The sequence below is a fragment of the Lysobacter sp. K5869 genome (genome assembly GCF_018847975.1).
Taxonomy (GTDB): Bacteria; Pseudomonadota; Gammaproteobacteria; order Xanthomonadales; family Xanthomonadaceae; genus Lysobacter.
The window spans coordinates 5,576,951-5,595,949 of record NZ_CP072597.1; the positions used below are offsets into that span (position 1 = coordinate 5,576,951).

The following is an 18,999-nucleotide window of genomic DNA, read 5'->3' on the forward strand; positions in this document are numbered from 1 at the left end:
GCCGCGACCGCGAATCCTCAACCACGACGCTACGCACGAAGACTCGTGCGGCTTCAGTCCCGTTCGCCCAACACGCGCCGGAAATACACGACGCGCTCGGTCTCCTCGAACCCGCAGGCTTCATGCGCGCGCTGCGAATCGACGTTGTCGAGCAACGCGTCCGACGCCAGTTCGCGGCATCCGCGCCCGCGTCCCCACGCCTCCACCGCCGCGATCAACGCGCGGCCGACGCCTTGCCCGCGCCGCTCCGGCGCCACGTACCAGCCTTCCAAAAACGCCACCGGCGAAGTCTGCGTGCCGTTCACGTAATCGCTGCGCAAACTCGCTTCGGCGAAACCGCACACGCCTTCGCCGTCCTCGGCCACGAACGCGGCCAGGCGCGGGTCTTCGAACCAATCGTCGAGCTCATCGGCCAGATCGGCGAGACGCTGATCCGGCCACAGCCGCGCGCGCAAACCCGCCCAGCCGGCGCGGTCGCCGGCCTCGGCCGCGCGCACGCGCCAGGGCGGATTCACGGATACAGCATCCGCTTGCTCCACTCGCCGGCGCGGTCGCTTTCGTACAGCCAGCGCTCGTGCAAGCGGAAGTCGGCGCCGTACCAGAATTCGATCTTCTCGGCGCGCACGCGCAGGCCGGTCCAACGCGGCGGGCGCGGCACGTTGCGGCCCTCGAAGGTGTGTTCGGCTTCGGACAAACGCTGCTCGAACACTTCGCGCCTGTCCAGGGTTTCCGACTGCTTCGACGCCCACGCGCCGATCTGGCTCACCCGCGGGCGGCTGGCGAAGTAGGCGTCGGCTTCGGCGTCGGAGACGATCTCCACCGCGCCTTCGATCCGCACCTGCACGCCGTGGCGCACGCGCGGCCAGTGGAACAGCAGCGCCGCGTGCGGATTGGCCTGCAGTTCGCGGCCCTTGCGGCCGTCGAGGTGGGTGTAGAACACGAAGCCGCGCGCGTCGTGCGCCTTGAGCAGCACGGTGCGCACGGACGGGCGGCCGTCGAGCGAGGCGGTGGCCACGCTCATCGCGGTCGGATCGGGCTCGCCGGCGGCGCGCGCTTCCTCGAACAGCGCGTCGAAGGTGGCGAGGGCTTGGTCGAGCAAATCGGCGGTCTGGGTCATTGCGCTATTGTGAGCGCATGTCGCCGCGTCTGCATCCGCCCGCCGTTGCCGCGTCCGCCACAACCGGCAAACCCGCGTCCGCCGGCGCCGACGCAGGGCACGGTTTCACCGCCGAATTCGTCGCCGCGACGCTCGACGACGCGCTCGCCTCCGGCGCGCGCGTTTACGCGATCAGCGGCTTGCAGGGCAGCGGCAAATCGACGCTGGCCGCGCAACTGGCCGCGGCCGCGCACGCGCGCGGACTGCGCGCGGCGGTGCTGTCGGTCGACGATTTCTATCTCGGCCGGCGCGAGCGCCTGCGCCTGGGCCGGCACGTGCATCCGCTGCTGGCCACGCGCGGGCCGCCGGGTACGCACGAGGTCGCGCTGGCCTGCGAGGTTCTCGACCGACTGCGCGCGGGCGCGGCGGTGCGGCTGCCGCGTTTCGACAAGCTCGCCGACACCCGCCTGCCGCCGTCGCGCTGGCCGCGCGCGGGCGGCGCCGATCTGATCGTGTTCGAGGGGTGGTTCTTGGGCGCGCCGGCGCAGCGCGAGGACGAACTGATCGCACCGGTCAACGCGTTGGAACGCGACGAAGACGCCGACGGCGTGTGGCGCGGCTACTGCAATCGTGCGCTGGCGGCGGACTACCCCGCGCTGTGGTCGCGCCTGGACCGCTTGCTGTTCCTGCAACCGCCCGGCTTCGAGGTCGTGGCCGGCTGGCGCTGGCAGCAAGAACAAAGCTTGCAAGCGCGCCATCCGCGCCGCCGCGGCATGACCCAGGCGCAGGTGCGGCGCTTCGTCAGCCTGTTCGAGCGGGTCAGCCGGCAAGCGCTGGCGCGGCTGCCGCGGATCGCGGACCGCACGGTCGTGCTGGATGCGCGGCGGCGGATCGTCGCTGCCTAAGCCGCCGCGCGCGGCCCCGTGCTCGGCTGCAACCTCGCCGCGCCATCGAAACCATCATCCGAAACACAGCGCGCTCGCGGCGCCCCCCGCCGCACCGCAACCGGCCCGGACCTCGCCCGGACCGGCCGCCGACGCCGTCACTTCACCACGAAGCTGACCTTCAGATTGACCCGCCACTCCTGGATGTTGCCGGCGTCGTCGGTGGTGACCTTGATCTCGTTGACCCAGGCGCCCTGGATGTTCTTGACCGATTCGGCGCACTTGGCCAGACCGGTTTTGACCGCGTCCTCGATGCCGGAAGTGGAAGAGGTGCTGAGTTCGATGACCTTGGCGACCGCCATGAGCGTTTCTCCTGAGGCGCGCGGACGGAACGGGCCCGCGCCGCGGCGCGCGCGGGGCCGGCGGCGGGAATCCGGAGCCTAGGCCGGTCCGCGTTAAGCCGGCGCAAGCGCGGCCGCCGCGTGCCCTACAATCGCGGCATGAATCCGGCGAGCAATCTGATCCTGGTCGGGCCGATGGGCTCGGGCAAAACCTGCATCGGCAAGCGGCTGGCCGAGCGCTTCGGCCTGCGCGCGGTCGACGCCGACCGCGAGGTCGAGCTGCGCGCCGGCGCGCGCATCGCCGAGATCTTCCAACACGAAGGCGAAGCCGGCTTCCGCGAGCGCGAAAGCGCGATGCTGGCCGAGTTGCTGGCCGCCGACGGCCTGCTGCTGTCCACCGGCGGCGGCGCGGTGCTGGCGCCGGACAACCGCCGGCTGCTGCGCGAGCGCGGTTTCGTCGTGCACTTGCAGGTCAGCGTCGAGCAGCAGCTCGAGCGCCTCGCCCAGGACCGCAGCCGCCCGCTGCTGGCGCGCGGCGACCGCGAGCAGGTGCTGCGCGATCTGGCGCAAGCGCGCGCGCCGCTGTACGCCGAAGTCGCCGACCTGCAGTTCGACACCGGCGCCGCCGGCGCGGCCGAGGCCGCGCTGGGCCTGGCGCGGCAGCTCGACGCGCTGTGGCGGCGTCCGCCTTCGCCATCCGCATCCCCCCTTGGAGTCACCGCATGAGCGCGCCGCGCAAAGTCGAAGTGTCCGGCGAGGCCGGCTACAGCATCGAAATCGGGCCCGGCCTGCTCGCCGACGGCGCGCGCCTGAGCAAGCCGCTGCGCGGCCGCCACGCGCTGATCGTCAGCGACGGCAACGTCGCGCCGCTGTATCTGGACGGCGTCGCCGCTGCGCTGCGCGCGGCCAAGCCGGACTTGAACGTGGCCCGCTTCGTGATCCCGCCCGGCGAACACGAAAAGACGCTGGAGCGCTTCGGCCAATGCCTGCACGAGCTGTCGCAGCTCGGCGCGACCCGCGATGCGACCGTGGTCGCGCTCGGCGGCGGCGTGGTCGGCGATCTCGCCGGCTTCGCCGCGGCCTGCTGGATGCGCGGCATCGACTGCGTGCAGTTGCCGACCACGCTGCTGGCGATGGTGGATTCCTCGGTCGGCGGCAAGACCGCGGTCGACCTGCCCAGCGGCAAGAATCTGGTCGGCGCCTTCCATCCGCCGCGCGCGGTGATCGCCGACACCTCGGCGCTGCGCACCCTGCCCGACCGCGAACTGCGCGCCGGGCTGGCCGAGGTGGTGAAGTACGGCGCGATCTTCGACGCCGGCTTCCTCGACTGGCTGGAAAGCCACGCCGACGCCCTGCTCGCCCGCGACGACGCCGCGCTCAGCGAGGCGATCGCGCGCAGCTGCGCGTTCAAGGCCGACGTGGTCGCGCGCGATCCGTTCGAGCGCGGCGACCGCGCCATGCTCAACTTCGGCCACACCTTCGGCCACGCCATCGAAACCGAGCAGGGCTACGCCGGCACCAGCGGCGACGGCCTCAACCACGGCGAGGCGGTGGCGGTGGGGATGGTGCTGGCCGCGCGGCTGTCGGCCGCGTTGGGGCGTTCCAGCGTCGCCGACGCCGAGCGCTTGCGGCGCCTGCTCGAACGCCTGGGCTTGCCGGTGCGCATTCCCGCCGGCCTGGAGCCGCAAGCGCTGCTGGTGCGCATGCGGTTGGACAAAAAGGCCGACGCTTCGGGCCTGCGCTTCATCCTGTGGGATCGCGCCGGCGCGGCGCGGATCGTTTCGGGCGTGCCGGACGAGCAGGTGCTGGCGGTGTTGGCCGAGGGTTGAGCCTGCCCCATCGATCGATCGCCACGACGGCGGCGCGGCGACGCGCCGCCGTCTTCGTTTCCGGCCCCGCGCCGTCGCCTCGCTTCACGCCGCGCGCCGCGCCGCGTTCTTGCCGGCATCGCCCACCGGATCGCCGCATGGACGCCACGTCGCTGCTGGAACTGTTGTTGCTGAGTCGCGCGGCGCCCCAACGATCTGCGGGCGACTCCTCCGCCCACCCCACCCAGGAGCGCCGCGTGGCCAACGAATTCGAATTCCTCGACAAGCACTACGATTCCACCGACATCGCCGAAGTCGCCGCGCAGGCCGCGGTGGAGCGCTTCGGCTACTACCCCAACGCGCGCACCAGCACGGTGATCTTCGGCATTCCCTGGGACAAGCTGACCGCGCTGATCGCGCAGGCGGTGAGCAACTACGGCAACGGCGGCGTCTACAACGCGCAGGCCTACGCGACGCTGACGTCGGACGGTTTGCAGTGGCAGATCGTGGTGACCGGCCTGCGCTTCGTCAACGCGACCCGGACCATGTCCGGCGGCCGGCCGGAGTACGAGATCGACGAGTACAGCAACGGCACGGTGTTCCTCAACGCCGAGATGGGCGATGCCTTGCAGCTCGGCGAGATCGTGCACCTGGATACCGGCATCGGCACCTGGAAGAAGCGGGTGGAAGTGAAGAATCCGCCGTCTTACTGAGGTTCGCGCCGCTCAGGCGCCTTGCTGCAGCCGCAGCTTGCGCAGCAAGCGCGCCAGCTGCGCGCGTTCGTCCGCGTCGAGCGCGTCGAGGCTGCGTTCGGCGTGGGCGAAGCGTTCGCCGATGGCGCGGTCGATCAGGCGCACGCCGTCGGCGGTGAGTTCGGCGGCGAGCGAGCGGCGGTCGTGGGCGTCGAAGCTGCGCGCCAGTAATCCGCGCGCTTCCAGCCGGTTGAGGCAGGCGGTCATCGCGCCGGAGGTCAGCAGCACCGAGCGCCGCAGCTGCGTCGGCGTCAGCCGGTACGGCGCGCCGGAGCGGCGCAGGGTGGCGAGCACGTCGAGGTCGGAATACGGAATGCCGATCGCGCGCAGGCTGCGGTTGAGGTCGGCCTCGAACAGCCGGCCCAGGTGCAGCACGCGGCCGACCACGGCCATCGCCGAGGCGTCGAGGTCGGGGCGTTCGCGGCTCCAGTCGTGCAGCAGTTGATCGACCACGTCGCCGTCGCGCGCGGCGATTTCGGCGATTTCGGCGATTTCGGCGGGCGCGGCTTCGGCCTCGGCGGGCGGCGGTTGGGGGCGCGCCGTCGCGGCGGCGGGCTTGCGGGTCTTGCGGGCGGGCGTCCGGCTCATGCGACCGATTATATTCACGGCAAGTATCTTGACATGAAGATAAATCGCCGCGAGCATGGCGCCACTCCCGCCGCCGGTACCCGCCGATGCGCACGTCCGCTTGGAAGCAGTCCCTCTGGCTGTTGCTGTGCTGCGGCGTCGCCTTCGCCGCCCCCGCCGCCCCGCACCGGGCCGGCGAGATCGAGGTCGAACGCGGCCGCGTCGACGGGCCGTCCGGCCCCGTGGACTACGAGATCGGCACCCTCTACGTGCGCGAAAACCGCGCCCGCCCCGACAGCCGCTTGATCGGCGTCGGCTTCGCCCGGATCAAGGCGCCGCGCGCCACCGGCGCGCCGCCGGTGTTCTGGCTGCCCGGCGGCCCCGGGCTCAGCGTGCTCGGCACCTTCGGCGACAGCGGCGAATCCGCGCGCAGCCGGCTGCGTTCGTGGCTGAACTTCGCCGAGGTCGGCGATCTGGTCGTGGTCGAACAGCGCGGCTACAGCGCGCGCGGCGAGCGCTTGACCGCGGCGTATCCGGCCTCGCCGCTGGACCGGCCGAGTTCCATCGACGAAGACGCGCAGGCGATGCGCGATCTGGCGCGCGCGGCGGTCGCGGCGAATCCGGATAAGGATCTGTCCGGCTACACCATCGCCGACTTCGCCGGCGACGTGGACGAATTGCGGCAAGCGCTGGGCTACGAACGCATCAGTCTGTTCGGCGGCAGCTTCGGTTCGCAATGGAGTCTGGCGACGATGCGCCTGTACCCGCAGCGGATCGCGCGCGCGGTGCTGTCGGGCGTGGAGCCGCTCGACAACGGCTACGACCTGCCCTCGCACGTATTCGCCGCGCTGCAGCGCATCGGCTTCGAGGCCGAACGCGATCCCGCGCTGGCGCCGTACCTGCCGCCGGGCGGGCTGATGGGCGCGGTGCATGCGCTGCGCGAGCGCTTCGCCGCCGGCCCCGTGCGGGTGCGCGTGCGCGACGCGCAAGGGCGCGAGCGAACCGTGGCGTTGGGCGCGCAGGATCTGCAACTCGCCCTGCTCTCGCACACCGCCGAGGCCGGGCAATGGCCGGCCTTCATTCTTTCGCTGTATCACCGCCATTACGAGGCCTGGGCGCGCGAGGTCGTGGCCCAGCGCGCGGCCGGCGACATCAAGCTGATCGGGCCGCTGGCCGACAGCAGCCTCGGCGTCAGCGCGGCGCGCGAGTACCGGCTGCGCAGCGATCCGGCGCTGGACTATCTGGGCGCGTGGAACTTCGCTTCCAACATCGCTTCCGCGCCGGACTGGCCGACGCCGGACATGGGCGACGCCTTCCGCCTGCCGCGCCGCAGCGAGATTCCGGTGGTGTTCGTGCACGGCGACTGGGACACCTCCACGCCGGTGGAGAACACCCGCGAACTGCTGCCCTACTTCCGCAACGGCCGCGCCATCGTGGTCCACCGCGGCGGGCACGACGGCGCGTTCTATCTGTTGCGCGACGCGCCGGAGGCGAAGAAGGCGATCTACGAATTCCTGCGCAGCGGGCGCGACGAGGGGTTGCCGGTGGAGGTCGATGCGGCGTTGCCGAAGTTCGACGTGCCGGAGTTTCCGCCACCGGCGCGATAAAGCCTTACGCCGCCTCGGCCCGCTTGCGCGCCCGCTGATTCGACGCATACGGATTGTCGATCTCGAACGTCGCCCCGCTGCTCAGCGCCGCGATCCACGCATCGGTGCTCACCACCGCAGCGAAGCGGCTTTGGAACACCACCGAGAACACGCGGTGGATTTCCTCGGCGGTGACGGCGCCGGCGCTGTTCTCGTAGGACAGCGATCCGGTCGCATCGCTCAGGAACTCGACCCGATAGCCGCGGTGCGCGGCCTCAAACACGGTCGAGGCGTCGCAGTTGTGGGTCATGTAGCCGATCACGCTGATCGTGTCGATGCCGTGGCTCTGCAGCCATTGCTCGAAGTCGGTGCCGGTGAACACGCTGGGCAGGTTCTTTTCGATGTAGTGATCGCGCGGCCGCGAGGCGACGGTGTCGTTGAGCTCCCAGCCGGGCTGGCCCTTGTCGAACACCGGCGCGCCGGCCGGAGCGGTGTTTTGCACCACGACCACCGGCACGCCGGCGGCGCGGGCGGCGTCCATGGCGCGGCCGATGTTGGGCAGGGTGCGCTGCGTCGGCGGGTATTCGATCGGCAGGCCGCCGCCGAAATAATCGTTCTGTACGTCGATGACGACCAGGGCGCGCTTAGAGGTGTGCTGTTGCATGGGGAACTCCGCGAGTGACTGTGTGGCGCTCATTGTTCGCCCGCGTCGGCCGGGCCGACAGTGGCCCGAACGACAATGTTCGCCAGGATCGGGCCATGTAGAATCGGGCCATGAACGCCGAGCCGCTCCTGACCCGCCTGGCCGTGGTCGCCTTCGACCGCATCAGCCCCTTCCACCTGTCCGTGCCGTGCCTGGTGTTCGAGCAGCGCGGCGATCCCGCCCTGCCCGCGTTCGACCTGCGCGTGTGCGCGGCCGAGCCGGGGCCGTTGCGGGTGCGCGCGGGGTTCGGCATCAGCGCCGACCACGGGCTCAAGTCGCTGGCCTGGGCCGACACGGTGATCGTGCCGTCCTGGCGCGACGGCGACGAGCGCCCGCCCGAAGCGCTGCTGCGCGCGCTGGTGCGCGCGCACGAGCGCGGCGCGCGCATCGTCGGCCTGTGCCTGGGCGCCTACGTGCTGGCCGAGGCCGGGCTGCTCGACGGCCGCCGCGCCACCACCCATTGGATGTGGAGCGAGCACTTCGGCGCGCGCTATCCGAAGGTGGAACTGCAGCGCGACGTGCTCTATGTCGACGACGGCCGCATCACCACCTCGGCCGGCACCGCCGCCGCGCTGGACTGCTGCCTGCATCTGGTCCGCCGCGCCCACGGCGCCGACATCGCCAACCGGCTCGCGCGCCGGCTGGTGGTGGCGCCGCACCGTCAGGGCGGGCAGGCGCAGTACATCGAACAGCCGCTGCCGGCGACCGCGCGCGACGACCGCCTCGGCGAGGTGCTGGCCTGGGCGCTGGCGCACCTGGACCGGCCGCTCAGCCTGGACGCGCTGGCCGAGCGCGCGCTGATGAGCCGGCGCACCTTCACCCGCCGCTTCCGCGACGCCACCGGCACCACGGTCGGGCAGTGGCTGGCCGGGCAGCGGCTGGCGCACGCGCAGCGGCTGCTGGAAACCAGCGACCGCGGCCTCGACGCGATCGCCGGCGACACCGGCTTCGGCACCGCCGCTTCGCTGCGCCAGCACTTCGCCGCCCGGCTCGGGGTCTCGCCCTCGGCCTACCGGCGCGGCTTCCGCGGCGCCCACCCCGACGCCTGAGACCGCCGCCGCGCAACGCACCGGTGCGCGCGCCGCGACGCGGCGCCCACCCGGCCGCGCCCCGGCTGCCGCTACAATCGCCCGGTGCGCCTACTCCTCCAACAACGGCCCGACGGCCACGAAGCCCCGCGCTTCGTGCAATTGATGCTGCAGCCCGACTTGCTCGGCGGCTGGACCTTGGTGCGCGAAAGCGGCCAGATCGGCGGCCGCAGCACGGTCCGGCGCGAGCAGTTCCTCGACCGCGACAGCGCCTTCGCCGCGCTGGAGCAGGCGCGCGACCAGCAGCTCAAGCGCGGCTTCCAGCTGATGTTCACCCAAGGCGCCGAAGCGCCGCGATGAACGCGCGCGCGGCGCCGCCGGCGCGGGTGGGACAAACGGCCGCTCCTGTCCGCCCGCGGCAAGGCCCACACTGCCCCGCCCCTTTCCAGCGACGCGCCGGGCCGTAACGCCCGCCCGCCGCTCCCCTTTCCGCATCGACTTTCCGAACCGAAACGGCCCACGCCCGACCTATGTCCAGCCAGCCCCTCGCCAACGACCGCTTCCTGCGCGCCCTGCGCCGCCAACCCGTCGACCGCACCCCCGTGTGGCTGATGCGTCAGGCCGGCCGCTACCTGCCCGAGTACCGCGCCACCCGCGCCCAGGCCGGCAGCTTCCTCAATCTGGCCAAGAATCCCGAGCTGGCCTGCGAAGTCACCCTGCAGCCGCTGCGCCGCTTCCCGCTCGACGCGGCGATCCTGTTCTCCGACATCCTCACCGTGCCCGACGCGATGGGCCTGGGCCTGTACTTCGCCGACGGCGAAGGCCCGAAGTTCGAGCGCCCGATCCGCTCGGCCGCCGACATCGCCAAGCTCGGCGTGCCGGACATGGAAACCGACCTGCGCTACGTGATGGACGCGGTGCGCACCATCCGCCGCGAGTTGAACGGCTCGGTGCCGCTGATCGGCTTCTCCGGCAGCCCGTGGACGCTGGCCTGCTACATGATCGAAGGCGGCGGCAGCGACAACTATTCCAAGGTCAAGTCGCTGGCGCTCAACGATCCGGCGGCGATGCACCGGCTGCTCGGCGTCGTCACCGACGCGGTGATCGCGTATCTGAAGGCCCAGCACGCCGCCGGCGCGCAGGCGCTGCAAGTGTTCGACACCTGGGGCGGCGTGCTGTCGCCGTCGATGTACCGCGAGTTCTCGCTGCGCTACCTGCAGCGCATCGCCGCCGAACTGCCGCGCGGCGACGGCGAAGCGCGCGCGCCGCTGATCCTGTTCGGCAAGGGCAACGACCCGTACCTGGAAGAACTCGCCGCCAGCGGCGCCGAAGGCGTTGGCGTGGACTGGACCGTCGGCCTGGGCGAAGCGGCGCGCCGCATCGGCGGGCGCGCGGCGGTGCAAGGCAACCTCGATCCGGTGACGCTGTACGCCTCGCCCGACGCCATCCGCGAACAAGTGCGGTTGGCGCTGGACGATTACCGCGACGGCAACGGCGGCTCGCGCGAGGGGCACGTGTTCAACCTCGGCCATGGCATGTCGCCGGACATGTCGCCGGAGCATGTGGCGGTGTTGGTCGAGGCGGTGCATGGGTTGAGCGCGCGCTGACGGCGCGGCGGCGAGCGAAGAAAAACCGGCGCATGCGCCGGTTTTCTTTTGCGTCTGTTTTTTTGTCGCGGGATCGCGATCCCGCGAGCTGGCGGTAAAGCGCCGTCGGGAAACGCGGCGCGCTCAGTGCAGGTGCACCGCCAGCCACACCGAACCCTCGGCGACCTTGCGCACCGTGTGCGGGGTGCCGGCGGGCAAGAACAGATGATCGCCGGCGCGCAGCGTCACCGTTTCTCCGGCGACTTCGAGCTCGGCCTCGCCTTGCAGCAGCGCGACCCATTCGTCCTGCGGCTGGGTGTAGAGCGTCGGCTGGATGCGCGAGGAACTGACGATGCGTTCGACGACGAGGTTTTTGTGGGTGAGCAGCGCTTCGAAGCGCTCGCCGTCCGCGGGCGGGGCGGCGTCGGCGAACAGGTTGGCGATGTGCATGGCGTCGTATCGGCGAGGGAGTTCGCCGAAGCTTATCGCGCGGTTTCGCGCCGTATCGTGCCCGCGTCGCGGCTTCGGCAGCCCTGTAGGAGCGGCGTGAGCCGCGACCGCGTTGGTTCGGCTACGACGCTTGCCGCCTATCGACGGCGTCGGCGAACACCCGCGCAAAATCAAAATGGATTCCGGCTTTCGCCGGAATGACGGAGCTGGGACAGGGTCGCCGTGGTTGCATTGGCGCGGTCGCGGCTTGCGCCGCTCCTACAGGGCTCGGCCGAAGTTTCGATATCTCCCTGTAGGAGCGGCGCGAACCGCGACCGCGTTGGTTCGGCTACGACGCTAGCCACCTATCGACGGCGTTGGCGGACACCCGCGCAAAATCAAAATGGGTTCCGGCTTTCGCCGGAATGACGGGGTGGTGACAGGGGCGTCGTAGTTGCATTAGCGCGGTCGCGGCTTGCGCCGCTCCTACAGGGCTCGGCCGAAGTTTCGATATCTCCCTGTAGGAGCGGCGCGAGCCGCGACCGCGTTGGTTCGGCTACGACGCTTGCCGCCTATCGACGGCGTCGGCGGATACCCGCGCAAAATCAAAATGGGTTCCGGCTTTCGCTGGAATGACGGGGTGGGGACAGGGGCGTCGTAGTTGCATTAGCGCGGTCGCGGCTTGCGCCGCTCCTACAGGGCGCTATCGAAACTCCGGCCGGGCCCTGTAGGAGCGGCGCAAGCCGCGACCGCGTTGGTTCGGTTACGACGCTTGCTGCCTATCGACGGCGTCGGCGGACACCCGCGCAAAATCAAAATGGGTTCCGGCTTTCGCCGGAAGGACGGGGTTGGGATGGGAGCGTCGCGGTTGCGTTGGCGCGGTCGCGGCTTGCGCCGCTCCTACAGCGAGCCGACGCGGCTACGTGCGATTGGCGATCAACTCGTCCAACGCGTCGGCCAACATCGCGCCGGTCACCGGTTTGCGCAGGAACCGGTCGAATCCGGCTTCGACGGCTTGCGGTTCGGCGTCGGCGTCGGCGCGCGCGGTCACCGCCACCAGCGGCGGGAGGAAGCCTTGCGCCCGCAGTTGCCGCGCGAGTTCCAGGCCGTTGATGCCGGGCAGGTCGAGGTCGAGCAAGGCGATGTCGAAGCGCGCGGTCGCGGTTTCCGCCAGCGCGGCGAGGCCGTTGCCGACGTGGGTGACGCGGTGGCCCTGGCTGCGCAGCAGGCCGGCGATCACTTCGGCGACGGTGGCGTCGTCTTCCACCAGCAAGATCGCCAGCGGCCCCGCGTGCGGGCGCGGCAGGCGCTGGACGCGGTCGTCCGTGCCGACCGGCGGTTCGGCGTAAGGCAGCGGCAGGTCGAACACGAAGCGCGCGCCGTGGCCGGCTTCGCTATAGACCGCGATCTCGCCTTCCATCGCCGCCGCCAGTTCCTGGCTGATCGCCAACCCCAGGCCGCTGCCGCCGTAGCGCGCGGCGGTGCGCGCGCCTTCGGCTTGCTCGAAGCGGCGGAACAGGCGCTGCTTTTGTTCTTCGTTGAGGCCGGGGCCGGTGTCGCTGACCTCGAAGCGCACGCCGTGCGGCGCCAGCCGCTCCACGCGCAGGCTCACCGAACCTTCGTCGGTGAACTTGATCGCGTTGCCGAGCAGGTTGAGCAACACCTGACACACGCGGCTGGCGTCGCCGCGCAGGCCGCGCGGGGCGTCGTCGGCGACGTGGATCTCGAAGCGCAGCCCGCGCTGCTGCGCCAACGGGCGCATCAGGTCGGCGGCCTGCGCGACCAGCGCGCGCAGGTCGAAGGGCTCGTGCGCGAGTTCGAGCTTGCCCGATTCGATCCGGGCCAGATCCAACGCGTCGTTGACCAAGCGCAGCAAGTGTTCGCCCGCGCGCCGGATCGATTCGGTGTAGCCCCGCTGCTTTTGATCCAGCGGCGTATCCAGCAACAACTCGCTCATCCCCAACACGCCCGTCATCGGCGTGCGCACCTCGTGCCCCAATGTCGCCAGGAACCGGCTCTTCGCCAGCGACGCCTGCTTGGCCACTTCGCGCTCGTGTTCGGCGCGCTGCCAGGCCAAGCGCCGCTGCAGGCGGTTGCGATGCGCCATCAGCAGCCACGCCAACGCCAGCGCCAGCAGCGCCACCGCCGCGGCCACCGACCACCAGCTCCACCACCACGGCGAATCCACGTGCAGCAGGATCGTCAGCGGCGGCGTCCACACGTTGTCGGCGGTCTTGGCCATCACCTGCAGCCGGTAATCGCCGGGCGAGAGCTGCGAGAACACGCGCTCGCCGCTGGCGCCGACATCGACCCAGCCCGGATCGAAGCGGCTCAAACGGAAACGGTAGCGGTTGCTCTGCGCACTGTTGAACGACAGCAGGCGCGCGACGATGCGCAGGTCGCGGTCGCCGTCGGCGACGGTCACCGTCGGCACCCGCCCGGGCAGCGCCTTGCGCGGGTCGGCGTCCTCGGTGGGGAACGCGACCTTGCGGCTGCCGCGGCGCACTTCGATGCTCTCCACGATCAGCTCCGGCGCCGAACGGATCGGCCGCACCAGCGCCGGATCGAACAGCACCAGGCCTTCCGGGCTGCCGATCAGCAAGCGGCCGTCGGCCGGGCGCGGCACCGGCGCGCGCGAGAATTCCTGGCTCGGCAGGCCGTCCTTGACCCCGTACACGCGCGCGGTGCGCGCGAACGGATCGACCCGCACCAAGCCGCGCTTGCTGGTCATCCACACCAGCCCGTTGGCGTCCACGGCGAGGCCGCGCACTTCCGCGGCCGGCAGGCCGTCGCGCATGTCCATGCCGAACTCGCGGTGCAGGCGCGTGCCGTCCCAGCGATAAGCGTCGAGCGTGCCGAAGCCGCCGAGCCACATGCGCTGGCGGTCGGCGAACACGAAGTGCTGGACCATCGCGCCCTGCGCGAGCCCCGGCACTTGCACGAAACGGCGCTCGCGCGCGTCCCAGCGCAGCAGTTCGTGACCGGCGGCGAGCCACAGCTCGCCGTCCGGGCCGTGGCCGCCGATGGGCACCACCACGCTCGCCGGCAACCCGCGCTCGCCGGCGCGCAAGGTCTCGCGCACGCGGCCCTCGCCGTCGCGCGCTTGCAGCACGCCGGCGCTGCCGATCAGCCAAATCAGATCGCCGCTTTCGACCAGCACGATCGAACCGTCGATGACCGGGTCCTCGGCGCTGTCCAAGCGCCAGGTGCGCGTCGCCCGGGTCTTGGGATCGATCCGCACCAAGCCGCTGTAGAAGCTCACCCACACCTGCCCGCGCTTGTCGTTGAGCACGTGCAGCGAGACGAAGTTGTCGCTGTAGTTCTTGGCGAAGTGTTCGACCCGCCCGGTTTCCGGATCGAGCTTGTCGAGCACGCCGCCGCTGCCGACCAGCCACATATCGCCGTCGTCGGCCGGCGCGATCGCGCGCACGTCGCCGTTGGCGATCGAGTTGGGATCGTCCAGGCGCCGCATCAGCACCGAGAACTGGCGCCAATTCGGCGGCAAATACCATAGGCCGTAGCCGTTGCTGCCGAACCACAGGCCGCCTTCGCGGTCCTCGTAGGCGCCGGTCCAGTTCGGCCGCACCAGGCCTTGACTGATGGCGCTGAACAACGGCACGACCTCGATGCCGTCCGGCCCGCCCACGCCCAGACCTTGCGGCAGGTCGAACCAATACTGACCGCTGCGGTCGCGGTGCATCACACCTATCACCCGGTTCTTGGGCGCGAACTTGGCCCAGGGATCGGTGCGGTACGTGCCGTCGGGCAAGCGCGCGCCGACGCCGCGCTGGGTGCTGAACCAGACCGTGCCGTCGCGCTCGAAGCTGATCGAGTTGAGCAGGTTGGACGGCAGCGCGCCGTCGGGCACGCGCTCGAAATCGCGGCCGGTCCAGCGCGCCGCGCCGCTGCGCGTGCCGGCCCACAGGCTGCCGTCGGGGGCGACGTTGAGCGCGATCACGCCTTCGCCGGGCAAGCTGCGCGGATCGCCGGCGCGCGGCATGAAGCGCTGCACCTTGCCGGCGTCGTCCATGCGGTAGAGGCCGCCGCGTTCGGTGCCGAACCACACCGCGCCGTCGGGCGTGGAAGCGATCGACCACACGCAGTCGTCGGCCAGGCCGGGCGTGTTGCTGCGGTCGAAATAAGTCCAGCGCTTGCGTTGCGGGTCCAGCATCGCCAAGCCCGCCTGCGCGGTGCCGACCCAGACCCGGTTGCGCGCGTCCACGTGCACCGTCCACACGAAGTTGTCGCGCAGGCCTTGCTCGCGCTGCCACACCCGGAAGCCGGTGCCGTCGTAGCGGGCAAGGCCTTCGCTGGTGGCGATCCACAGATAGCCGTGACGGTCCTCGGCGATGCGGTTGACCGTGTTCGACGGCAAACCGTCGACGACGGAGACCTGGCGCGGGCGCGGCGTTTCCGGCAGCCCCGCGCTCGCGGGCGCGGCGCACAGCGCGAGCAGCAGCGCGGCCGCGCCGGCGAGCGCGCGCAGGCAGGCGAAGGCGGCGACGCGGCTCACGGCTCGTTCGCCTCGGCCAATACGGTTTCGATCGCCTCGGCCAGCATCGCGCCGGTGACCGGCTTGCGCAGGAACAAGTCGAACCCGGCGCGGCGCGCCTGCGGTTCGGCGTCGGCGTCGGCGCGCGCGGTCACCGCGACCAGCGGCCGGGCGAAACCTTGCACGCGCAGTTGCCGGGCCAGATCCAGGCCGTTGATGCCGGGCAGATCGAGATCGAGCAAGGCCAGATCGAACCGCGCCGTCGCGGTTTCCGCCAGCGCCGCCAAACCGTTCGCCACGTGGGTGACGCGATGGCCCTGCGCGCGCAGCAGGCCGGCGATGACTTCGGCCACGGTGGCGTCGTCCTCGACCAGCAAGATCGCGCGCGGCACGCTGCGCTCCGGCGCCACCGGCACCCGCGGCGAATAGCTGTCGCGCGGTTCCGACGGCGACGGCGGTTCGGCCGACGGCAGCGGCAGATCGAGCACGAAGCGCGCGCCCTGCCCGGCCTGACTGACCACGCTGACCTGTCCGTCCATCGCCGCGGCCAGCTCCTGGCAGATCGCCAAGCCCAAACCGCTGCCGCCGTAGCGCGCCGCGGTGCGCGCGCCTTCGGCCTGCTCGAAGCGGCGGAACAGCCGCGCCTTTTGTTCGTCGTTGAGGCCGGGGCCGGTGTCGCTGACCTCGAAGCGCACGCCCTGCGGCGACAGCGCGCTCACCCGCAGACCGACCCGGCCTTCCTCGGTGAACTTGATCGCGTTGCCGAGCAGGTTCATCAGAATCTGGCTGACCCGGTGCGGATCGCCGCGCAGGCCGGCCGGCGCGTCGGCGGTGATCTTGACCGCGAACTCGAGCCCGCGCTGGCGCGCCAGCGGCTGCATCAACCCGGCGGCTTCCTCGACCAGCGCGTGCAGGTCGAACGGACGGTCCTGCAGTTCGAGCTTGCCCGATTCGATCCGGGCCAGATCCAGCGCGTCGTTGACCAAACGCAAGAGGTGTTCGCCAGCGCGTTTAATAGACTCCGTATAGCCCCGCTGCTTTTCATCCAGCGACGTATCCAGCAACAACTCGCTCATCCCCAACACGCCAGTCATCGGCGTGCGCACCTCGTGCCCCAGCGTCGCCAGGAACCGGGTCTTGGCCAGCGAGGCCTGTTCGGCCACTTCGCGCTTGTGCACCGCCAACTGCCACGCGCTGCGCCGGCCGAGGCGGCGGCGATACGCGACCGCGACGATCGCGAGCAAACCGATGCCGATCACGGTGAACACCAGCTGCGCCCAGGTCGAGCGCCACCACGGCGGCTTGACGTGCAGTTCGAAACCGACCGGATCCGACCAGATGCCGTCGGCGCCGGCCGCTTTCACCAGCATGCGGTACTCGCCCGGGTCCAGGCGCGAGAACACCCGCTCGCCGTTGGCGCGTTGTTCGATCCAATCCGGGTCGTAGCCTTCCAGCTTGAAGCGGTACACGTGCGAACGCGGATCCAGGAACGACATCAGCCGCGCGACCACGCGGAAATCGCGGTCGTCCGATTCCAGCTGCACGGCGCCGCCGGCCGGCGACAGCGACCAATCGTCTTCCTCGCGGCGCACGCTGAGGCTTTCCAGCGACAGCCGCGGCGGGCGCGCGCTCGGGAACGGCGTGTCCAGATCGAACAGCACCATGCCGTCCAGCGACAGCGCCGCGGCCACGCCGTCGGCGTTGCGGTGCGGGCTGGTGCGGGTCAGTTCGACATTGGGGATGCCGTCGCCGAGACCGAACAGGCGCAGGCGGCGCGCGTCCGGCGAGACCATCAGCAAGCCGCGCGTGCTGGTCGCCCAGACCGTGCCGTTGCGGCTCACCAGCAAGCCCGAGACGTTGGCGTCGGGGTAGTCGTTGGTGTTGTCGATGCGCCGTTCCAGGGTCAGCCGGCCGTCTCTCCAGCGGTAGGCTTCGAGCGCGCCGGTGCGCGCCAGCCACAACCGCTGCGGGCCGGCGAAGCTCATCGCCTGGATGTCGCTGAATTCGCCGCCCGGCACGGCGACGAAGCCGTCGCCGTCCCAGCGGTGCAGGCCGCCGCCGCCGGCGAACCAGGGCTGGCCGTCGGGGCCGGGACGCAAGGTCGCCGGGCTGGTCAGGAAGCTGGCGGTGGCGAGGGTCTTTTCGATCTCGCCCGGCGCCAGCGGCCGGCCGTCGCGGTCGTAGCGGTGCACCGAGCCGTCGGAGAACCACAGCCACAAGCCGCCGTCGGGCAGTTCGTGTAGGAACCACACCGTGCCCTGCACGCGCGGCTGTTTCGGATCCAGCGGCCAACTGCGCGCTTGCCCGGTGGCCGGGTCGAACAGGCTCAGACCGTTGGAGTGGCCGATCCACAAGCGCCCGTCCGGCCGCGCGAACACAGTGTGCATCCACTTCAGGCCGAGTCCGCGGGTGTCCGCGACCGGCTCCAAGGTGCCGCTGCCGGCGCGCAAGCGGTACAGGTCGGTGGCGCTGAGCATCCAGAAACCGCCGTCGCCGTCGGGCGCGATGTCGCGCGCGTCGAGCCGGTCGACCTGACGGCCGCCGACCGAAGTCACCGAGGCGAAGCGGTTCCAATCCGGCGGCAGGTACACCAGCCCTTGCGAGTACGTCACCAGCCAGATGCCGCCTTCTTCGTCGCGCAGCATCTGCAGCACGCCGCTGCGGCGGTCCCACACGCCGTCGCCGGCGTCGTCCTGGAGCAGGCGCACGTTGTCGTCGGCGTCGACCCGGTACAGGCCGGCGGTGGTGCCGATCCAGCGGCCGCCGGACAGATCGCTGACCACGATCGCGTTGTTGGCGTCCTCGCCGAGCGTCCACGGCGCCGGCGTCATGCGGTCGTTGCCGTCGAGGCGGAACAGGCCGTGATCGGTGCCGACCCAGGCCGAGCCGTCGGCGTCCTGCGACAGTTCGCCGACGCTGAAGCCGGCGGTTTCGTCGCGGCCGATGCGCTCGAAGCGGGTGCCGTCGAAGCGCGCCAGCCCGCCGACCGTGCCGACCAGCAAGCGGCCGCGCGCGTCGGCCATCAGCGCGGTGATCGGCCCGCGCGGCAAACGCGCAGCGGCGCCGACGCCGGGCTCGAAACGTTGCACGCCGCGGCCGTCGGGCGCGATCCGGCACAGGTGCCCGTCGTAGGTGGAGGTCCAGATCGCCGCGTCCGGCGTGCCGGTGACGAAGGTGACGTTGTCGCTGCAGCTGGCGTCGGCGCCCTCAAAAGTCAGGCGCTCGAATTCCTTGCGGTCGGCGCCGAGCACGCTCAGGCCGTTGCGGCTGGCGACCCAGACCCGGTCGCCGGCATCGATGAAGAGATCTTCGAGCATGTTGTCCGGCAGCGAGCCGGACAGGCCGATGGTGTGGCGCCACAGGGTGAACTCGACGCCGTCGTAGCGCGCCAGTCCGTCCTCGGTGGCCATCCACAGATAGCCTTGATGATCGAGCTCGGCCGCCACCACCGACTTGGGCAGGCCCTGCTCCTGGCCGAAGCGGCGAAAGCGCGGCGTTTCCGGCAGGCGCGCCTGCGCCTGTTCGATGCACGACGCCGCGCACAGCAGCAACAGGAGCAGGCACCAACAACGTCCCAACACGGGGCTCCTCCTGAACCGCGAGCGATTGAGTCCCGGTAAGGCCGGTGCGCGTATCGTCGCAACGGGCCGGACCGGGCGCAAGCGCAGGGCGGGCGGAGTGCGGGAGATCACAGAATCGAAGACGGAACCGAAGACAGAAGCGAGCG

16 protein-coding genes are annotated in these 18,999 nt (G+C 71.0%); 8 read left to right on the top strand and 8 right to left on the bottom strand.

What is annotated here, in order from left to right:
• Positions 1-53: 53 nt before the first annotated feature.
• Both aac(6') and pdxH read right to left on the bottom strand, forming a co-directional pair.
• Positions 54-515, bottom strand: coding sequence for an aminoglycoside 6'-N-acetyltransferase (gene aac(6'), locus J5226_RS23695; RefSeq protein ID WP_215837441.1), 462 nt, complete (start codon positions 513-515; stop codon positions 54-56).
• Positions 512-1,117 carry a pyridoxamine 5'-phosphate oxidase gene (gene pdxH, locus J5226_RS23700; protein ID WP_215837443.1) on the bottom strand — a complete coding sequence of 202 codons (606 nt, stop codon included), beginning with the start codon at positions 1,115-1,117 and terminating at the stop codon, positions 512-514. The genes aac(6') and pdxH overlap by 4 nt, the downstream gene beginning before the upstream one ends.
• 17 nt (positions 1,118-1,134) lie before the next feature.
• On the opposite strand from pdxH, the gene J5226_RS23705 reads away from it, so the two are divergent.
• Complete coding sequence (locus J5226_RS23705; RefSeq protein WP_255322915.1) at positions 1,135-2,001, top strand: kinase; 867 nt, start codon at positions 1,135-1,137, stop codon at positions 1,999-2,001.
• 137 nt (positions 2,002-2,138) lie between these two features.
• On the opposite strand, the gene J5226_RS23710 is transcribed toward J5226_RS23705, so the two are convergent.
• Complete coding sequence (locus tag J5226_RS23710) at positions 2,139-2,342, bottom strand: dodecin family protein (protein ID WP_215837445.1); 204 nt, start codon at positions 2,340-2,342, stop codon at positions 2,139-2,141.
• Between the two features lie 138 nt (positions 2,343-2,480).
• Between J5226_RS23710 and J5226_RS23715 the strand changes: the two genes are divergently transcribed.
• The 3 genes from J5226_RS23715 to J5226_RS23725 all read left to right on the top strand — a co-directional run bounded on the left by J5226_RS23715 (position 2,481) and on the right by J5226_RS23725 (position 4,842).
• On the top strand, positions 2,481-3,047 hold the full coding sequence (locus J5226_RS23715) for a shikimate kinase (protein ID WP_215837447.1): 567 nt from the start codon (positions 2,481-2,483) through the stop codon (positions 3,045-3,047).
• Positions 3,044-4,150 carry a 3-dehydroquinate synthase gene (aroB, locus tag J5226_RS23720; RefSeq protein ID WP_215837449.1) on the top strand — a complete coding sequence of 369 codons (1,107 nt, stop codon included), beginning with the start codon at positions 3,044-3,046 and terminating at the stop codon, positions 4,148-4,150. Before J5226_RS23715 ends, aroB begins: the two co-directional genes overlap by 4 nt.
• 137 nt (positions 4,151-4,287) lie before the next feature.
• A complete protein-coding gene (locus J5226_RS23725; protein WP_215837451.1) occupies positions 4,288-4,842 on the top strand; it encodes a hypothetical protein in 555 nt (184 codons plus the stop codon).
• A gap of 12 nt (positions 4,843-4,854) precedes the next feature.
• Here the strand turns inward: J5226_RS23725 and J5226_RS23730 are convergent, their stop codons facing one another.
• The gene (locus tag J5226_RS23730; RefSeq protein WP_215837453.1) at positions 4,855-5,469 is read right to left on the bottom strand and encodes a MarR family transcriptional regulator; all 615 of its coding nucleotides are present in this window, start codon (positions 5,467-5,469) and stop codon (positions 4,855-4,857) included.
• A gap of 86 nt (positions 5,470-5,555) precedes the next feature.
• Between J5226_RS23730 and J5226_RS23735 the strand changes: the two genes are divergently transcribed.
• Positions 5,556-7,055, top strand: coding sequence for an alpha/beta hydrolase (locus tag J5226_RS23735; protein ID WP_215837463.1), 1,500 nt, complete (start codon positions 5,556-5,558; stop codon positions 7,053-7,055).
• Between the two features lie 4 nt (positions 7,056-7,059).
• On the opposite strand, the gene J5226_RS23740 is transcribed toward J5226_RS23735, so the two are convergent.
• Positions 7,060-7,698, bottom strand: a complete 639-nt coding sequence (locus J5226_RS23740) for a cysteine hydrolase family protein (RefSeq protein WP_215837465.1) — start codon at positions 7,696-7,698, stop codon at positions 7,060-7,062.
• 110 nt (positions 7,699-7,808) lie between these two features.
• Between J5226_RS23740 and J5226_RS23745 the strand changes: the two genes are divergently transcribed.
• From J5226_RS23745 to hemE, 3 genes are all read left to right on the top strand, one after another.
• Positions 7,809-8,786, top strand: a complete 978-nt coding sequence (locus J5226_RS23745) for a helix-turn-helix domain-containing protein (RefSeq protein ID WP_215837467.1) — start codon at positions 7,809-7,811, stop codon at positions 8,784-8,786.
• Between the two features lie 84 nt (positions 8,787-8,870).
• The gene (locus tag J5226_RS23750) at positions 8,871-9,125 is read left to right on the top strand and encodes a WGR domain-containing protein (RefSeq protein WP_215837469.1); all 255 of its coding nucleotides are present in this window, start codon (positions 8,871-8,873) and stop codon (positions 9,123-9,125) included.
• A 170-nt stretch (positions 9,126-9,295) separates the two neighbouring features.
• Positions 9,296-10,372: a uroporphyrinogen decarboxylase gene (hemE, locus tag J5226_RS23755; RefSeq protein WP_215837471.1), complete on the top strand. Its 1,077-nt coding sequence runs from the start codon at positions 9,296-9,298 to the stop codon at positions 10,370-10,372.
• A 123-nt stretch (positions 10,373-10,495) separates the two neighbouring features.
• On the opposite strand, the gene J5226_RS23760 is transcribed toward hemE, so the two are convergent.
• From J5226_RS23760 to J5226_RS23770, 3 genes are all read right to left on the bottom strand, one after another.
• The gene (locus tag J5226_RS23760; protein ID WP_215837473.1) at positions 10,496-10,801 is read right to left on the bottom strand and encodes a cupin domain-containing protein; all 306 of its coding nucleotides are present in this window, start codon (positions 10,799-10,801) and stop codon (positions 10,496-10,498) included.
• 898 nt (positions 10,802-11,699) lie between these two features.
• Positions 11,700-15,293 (bottom strand): two-component regulator propeller domain-containing protein, encoded by a 3,594-nt coding sequence (locus J5226_RS23765; protein ID WP_255322916.1) that lies wholly within the window; start codon positions 15,291-15,293, stop codon positions 11,700-11,702.
• The gene (locus J5226_RS23770) at positions 15,290-18,853 is read right to left on the bottom strand and encodes a hybrid sensor histidine kinase/response regulator (RefSeq protein ID WP_215837483.1); all 3,564 of its coding nucleotides are present in this window, start codon (positions 18,851-18,853) and stop codon (positions 15,290-15,292) included. The genes J5226_RS23765 and J5226_RS23770 overlap by 4 nt, the downstream gene beginning before the upstream one ends.
• Positions 18,854-18,999 lie beyond the last annotated feature (146 nt).

Bases quoted from the DNA above. Each gene is read 5' to 3' on its own strand.
- pdxH (WP_215837443.1), bottom strand. From the start codon at position 1,117: ATGACCCAGACCGCCGATTTGCTCGACCAAGCCCTCGCCACCTTCGAC.
- J5226_RS23705 (WP_255322915.1), top strand. From the start codon at position 1,135: ATGTCGCCGCGTCTGCATCCGCCCGCCGTTGCCGCGTCCGCCACAACC.
- J5226_RS23710 (WP_215837445.1), bottom strand. From the start codon at position 2,342: ATGGCGGTCGCCAAGGTCATCGAACTCAGCACCTCTTCCACTTCCGGC.
- J5226_RS23715 (WP_215837447.1), top strand. From the start codon at position 2,481: ATGAATCCGGCGAGCAATCTGATCCTGGTCGGGCCGATGGGCTCGGGC.
- aroB (WP_215837449.1), top strand. From the start codon at position 3,044: ATGAGCGCGCCGCGCAAAGTCGAAGTGTCCGGCGAGGCCGGCTACAGC.
- J5226_RS23725 (WP_215837451.1), top strand. From the start codon at position 4,288: ATGGACGCCACGTCGCTGCTGGAACTGTTGTTGCTGAGTCGCGCGGCG.
- J5226_RS23730 (WP_215837453.1), bottom strand. From the start codon at position 5,469: ATGAGCCGGACGCCCGCCCGCAAGACCCGCAAGCCCGCCGCCGCGACG.
- J5226_RS23735 (WP_215837463.1), top strand. From the start codon at position 5,556: ATGCGCACGTCCGCTTGGAAGCAGTCCCTCTGGCTGTTGCTGTGCTGC.
- J5226_RS23740 (WP_215837465.1), bottom strand. From the start codon at position 7,698: ATGCAACAGCACACCTCTAAGCGCGCCCTGGTCGTCATCGACGTACAG.
- J5226_RS23745 (WP_215837467.1), top strand. From the start codon at position 7,809: ATGAACGCCGAGCCGCTCCTGACCCGCCTGGCCGTGGTCGCCTTCGAC.
- hemE (WP_215837471.1), top strand. From the start codon at position 9,296: ATGTCCAGCCAGCCCCTCGCCAACGACCGCTTCCTGCGCGCCCTGCGC.
- J5226_RS23760 (WP_215837473.1), bottom strand. From the start codon at position 10,801: ATGCACATCGCCAACCTGTTCGCCGACGCCGCCCCGCCCGCGGACGGC.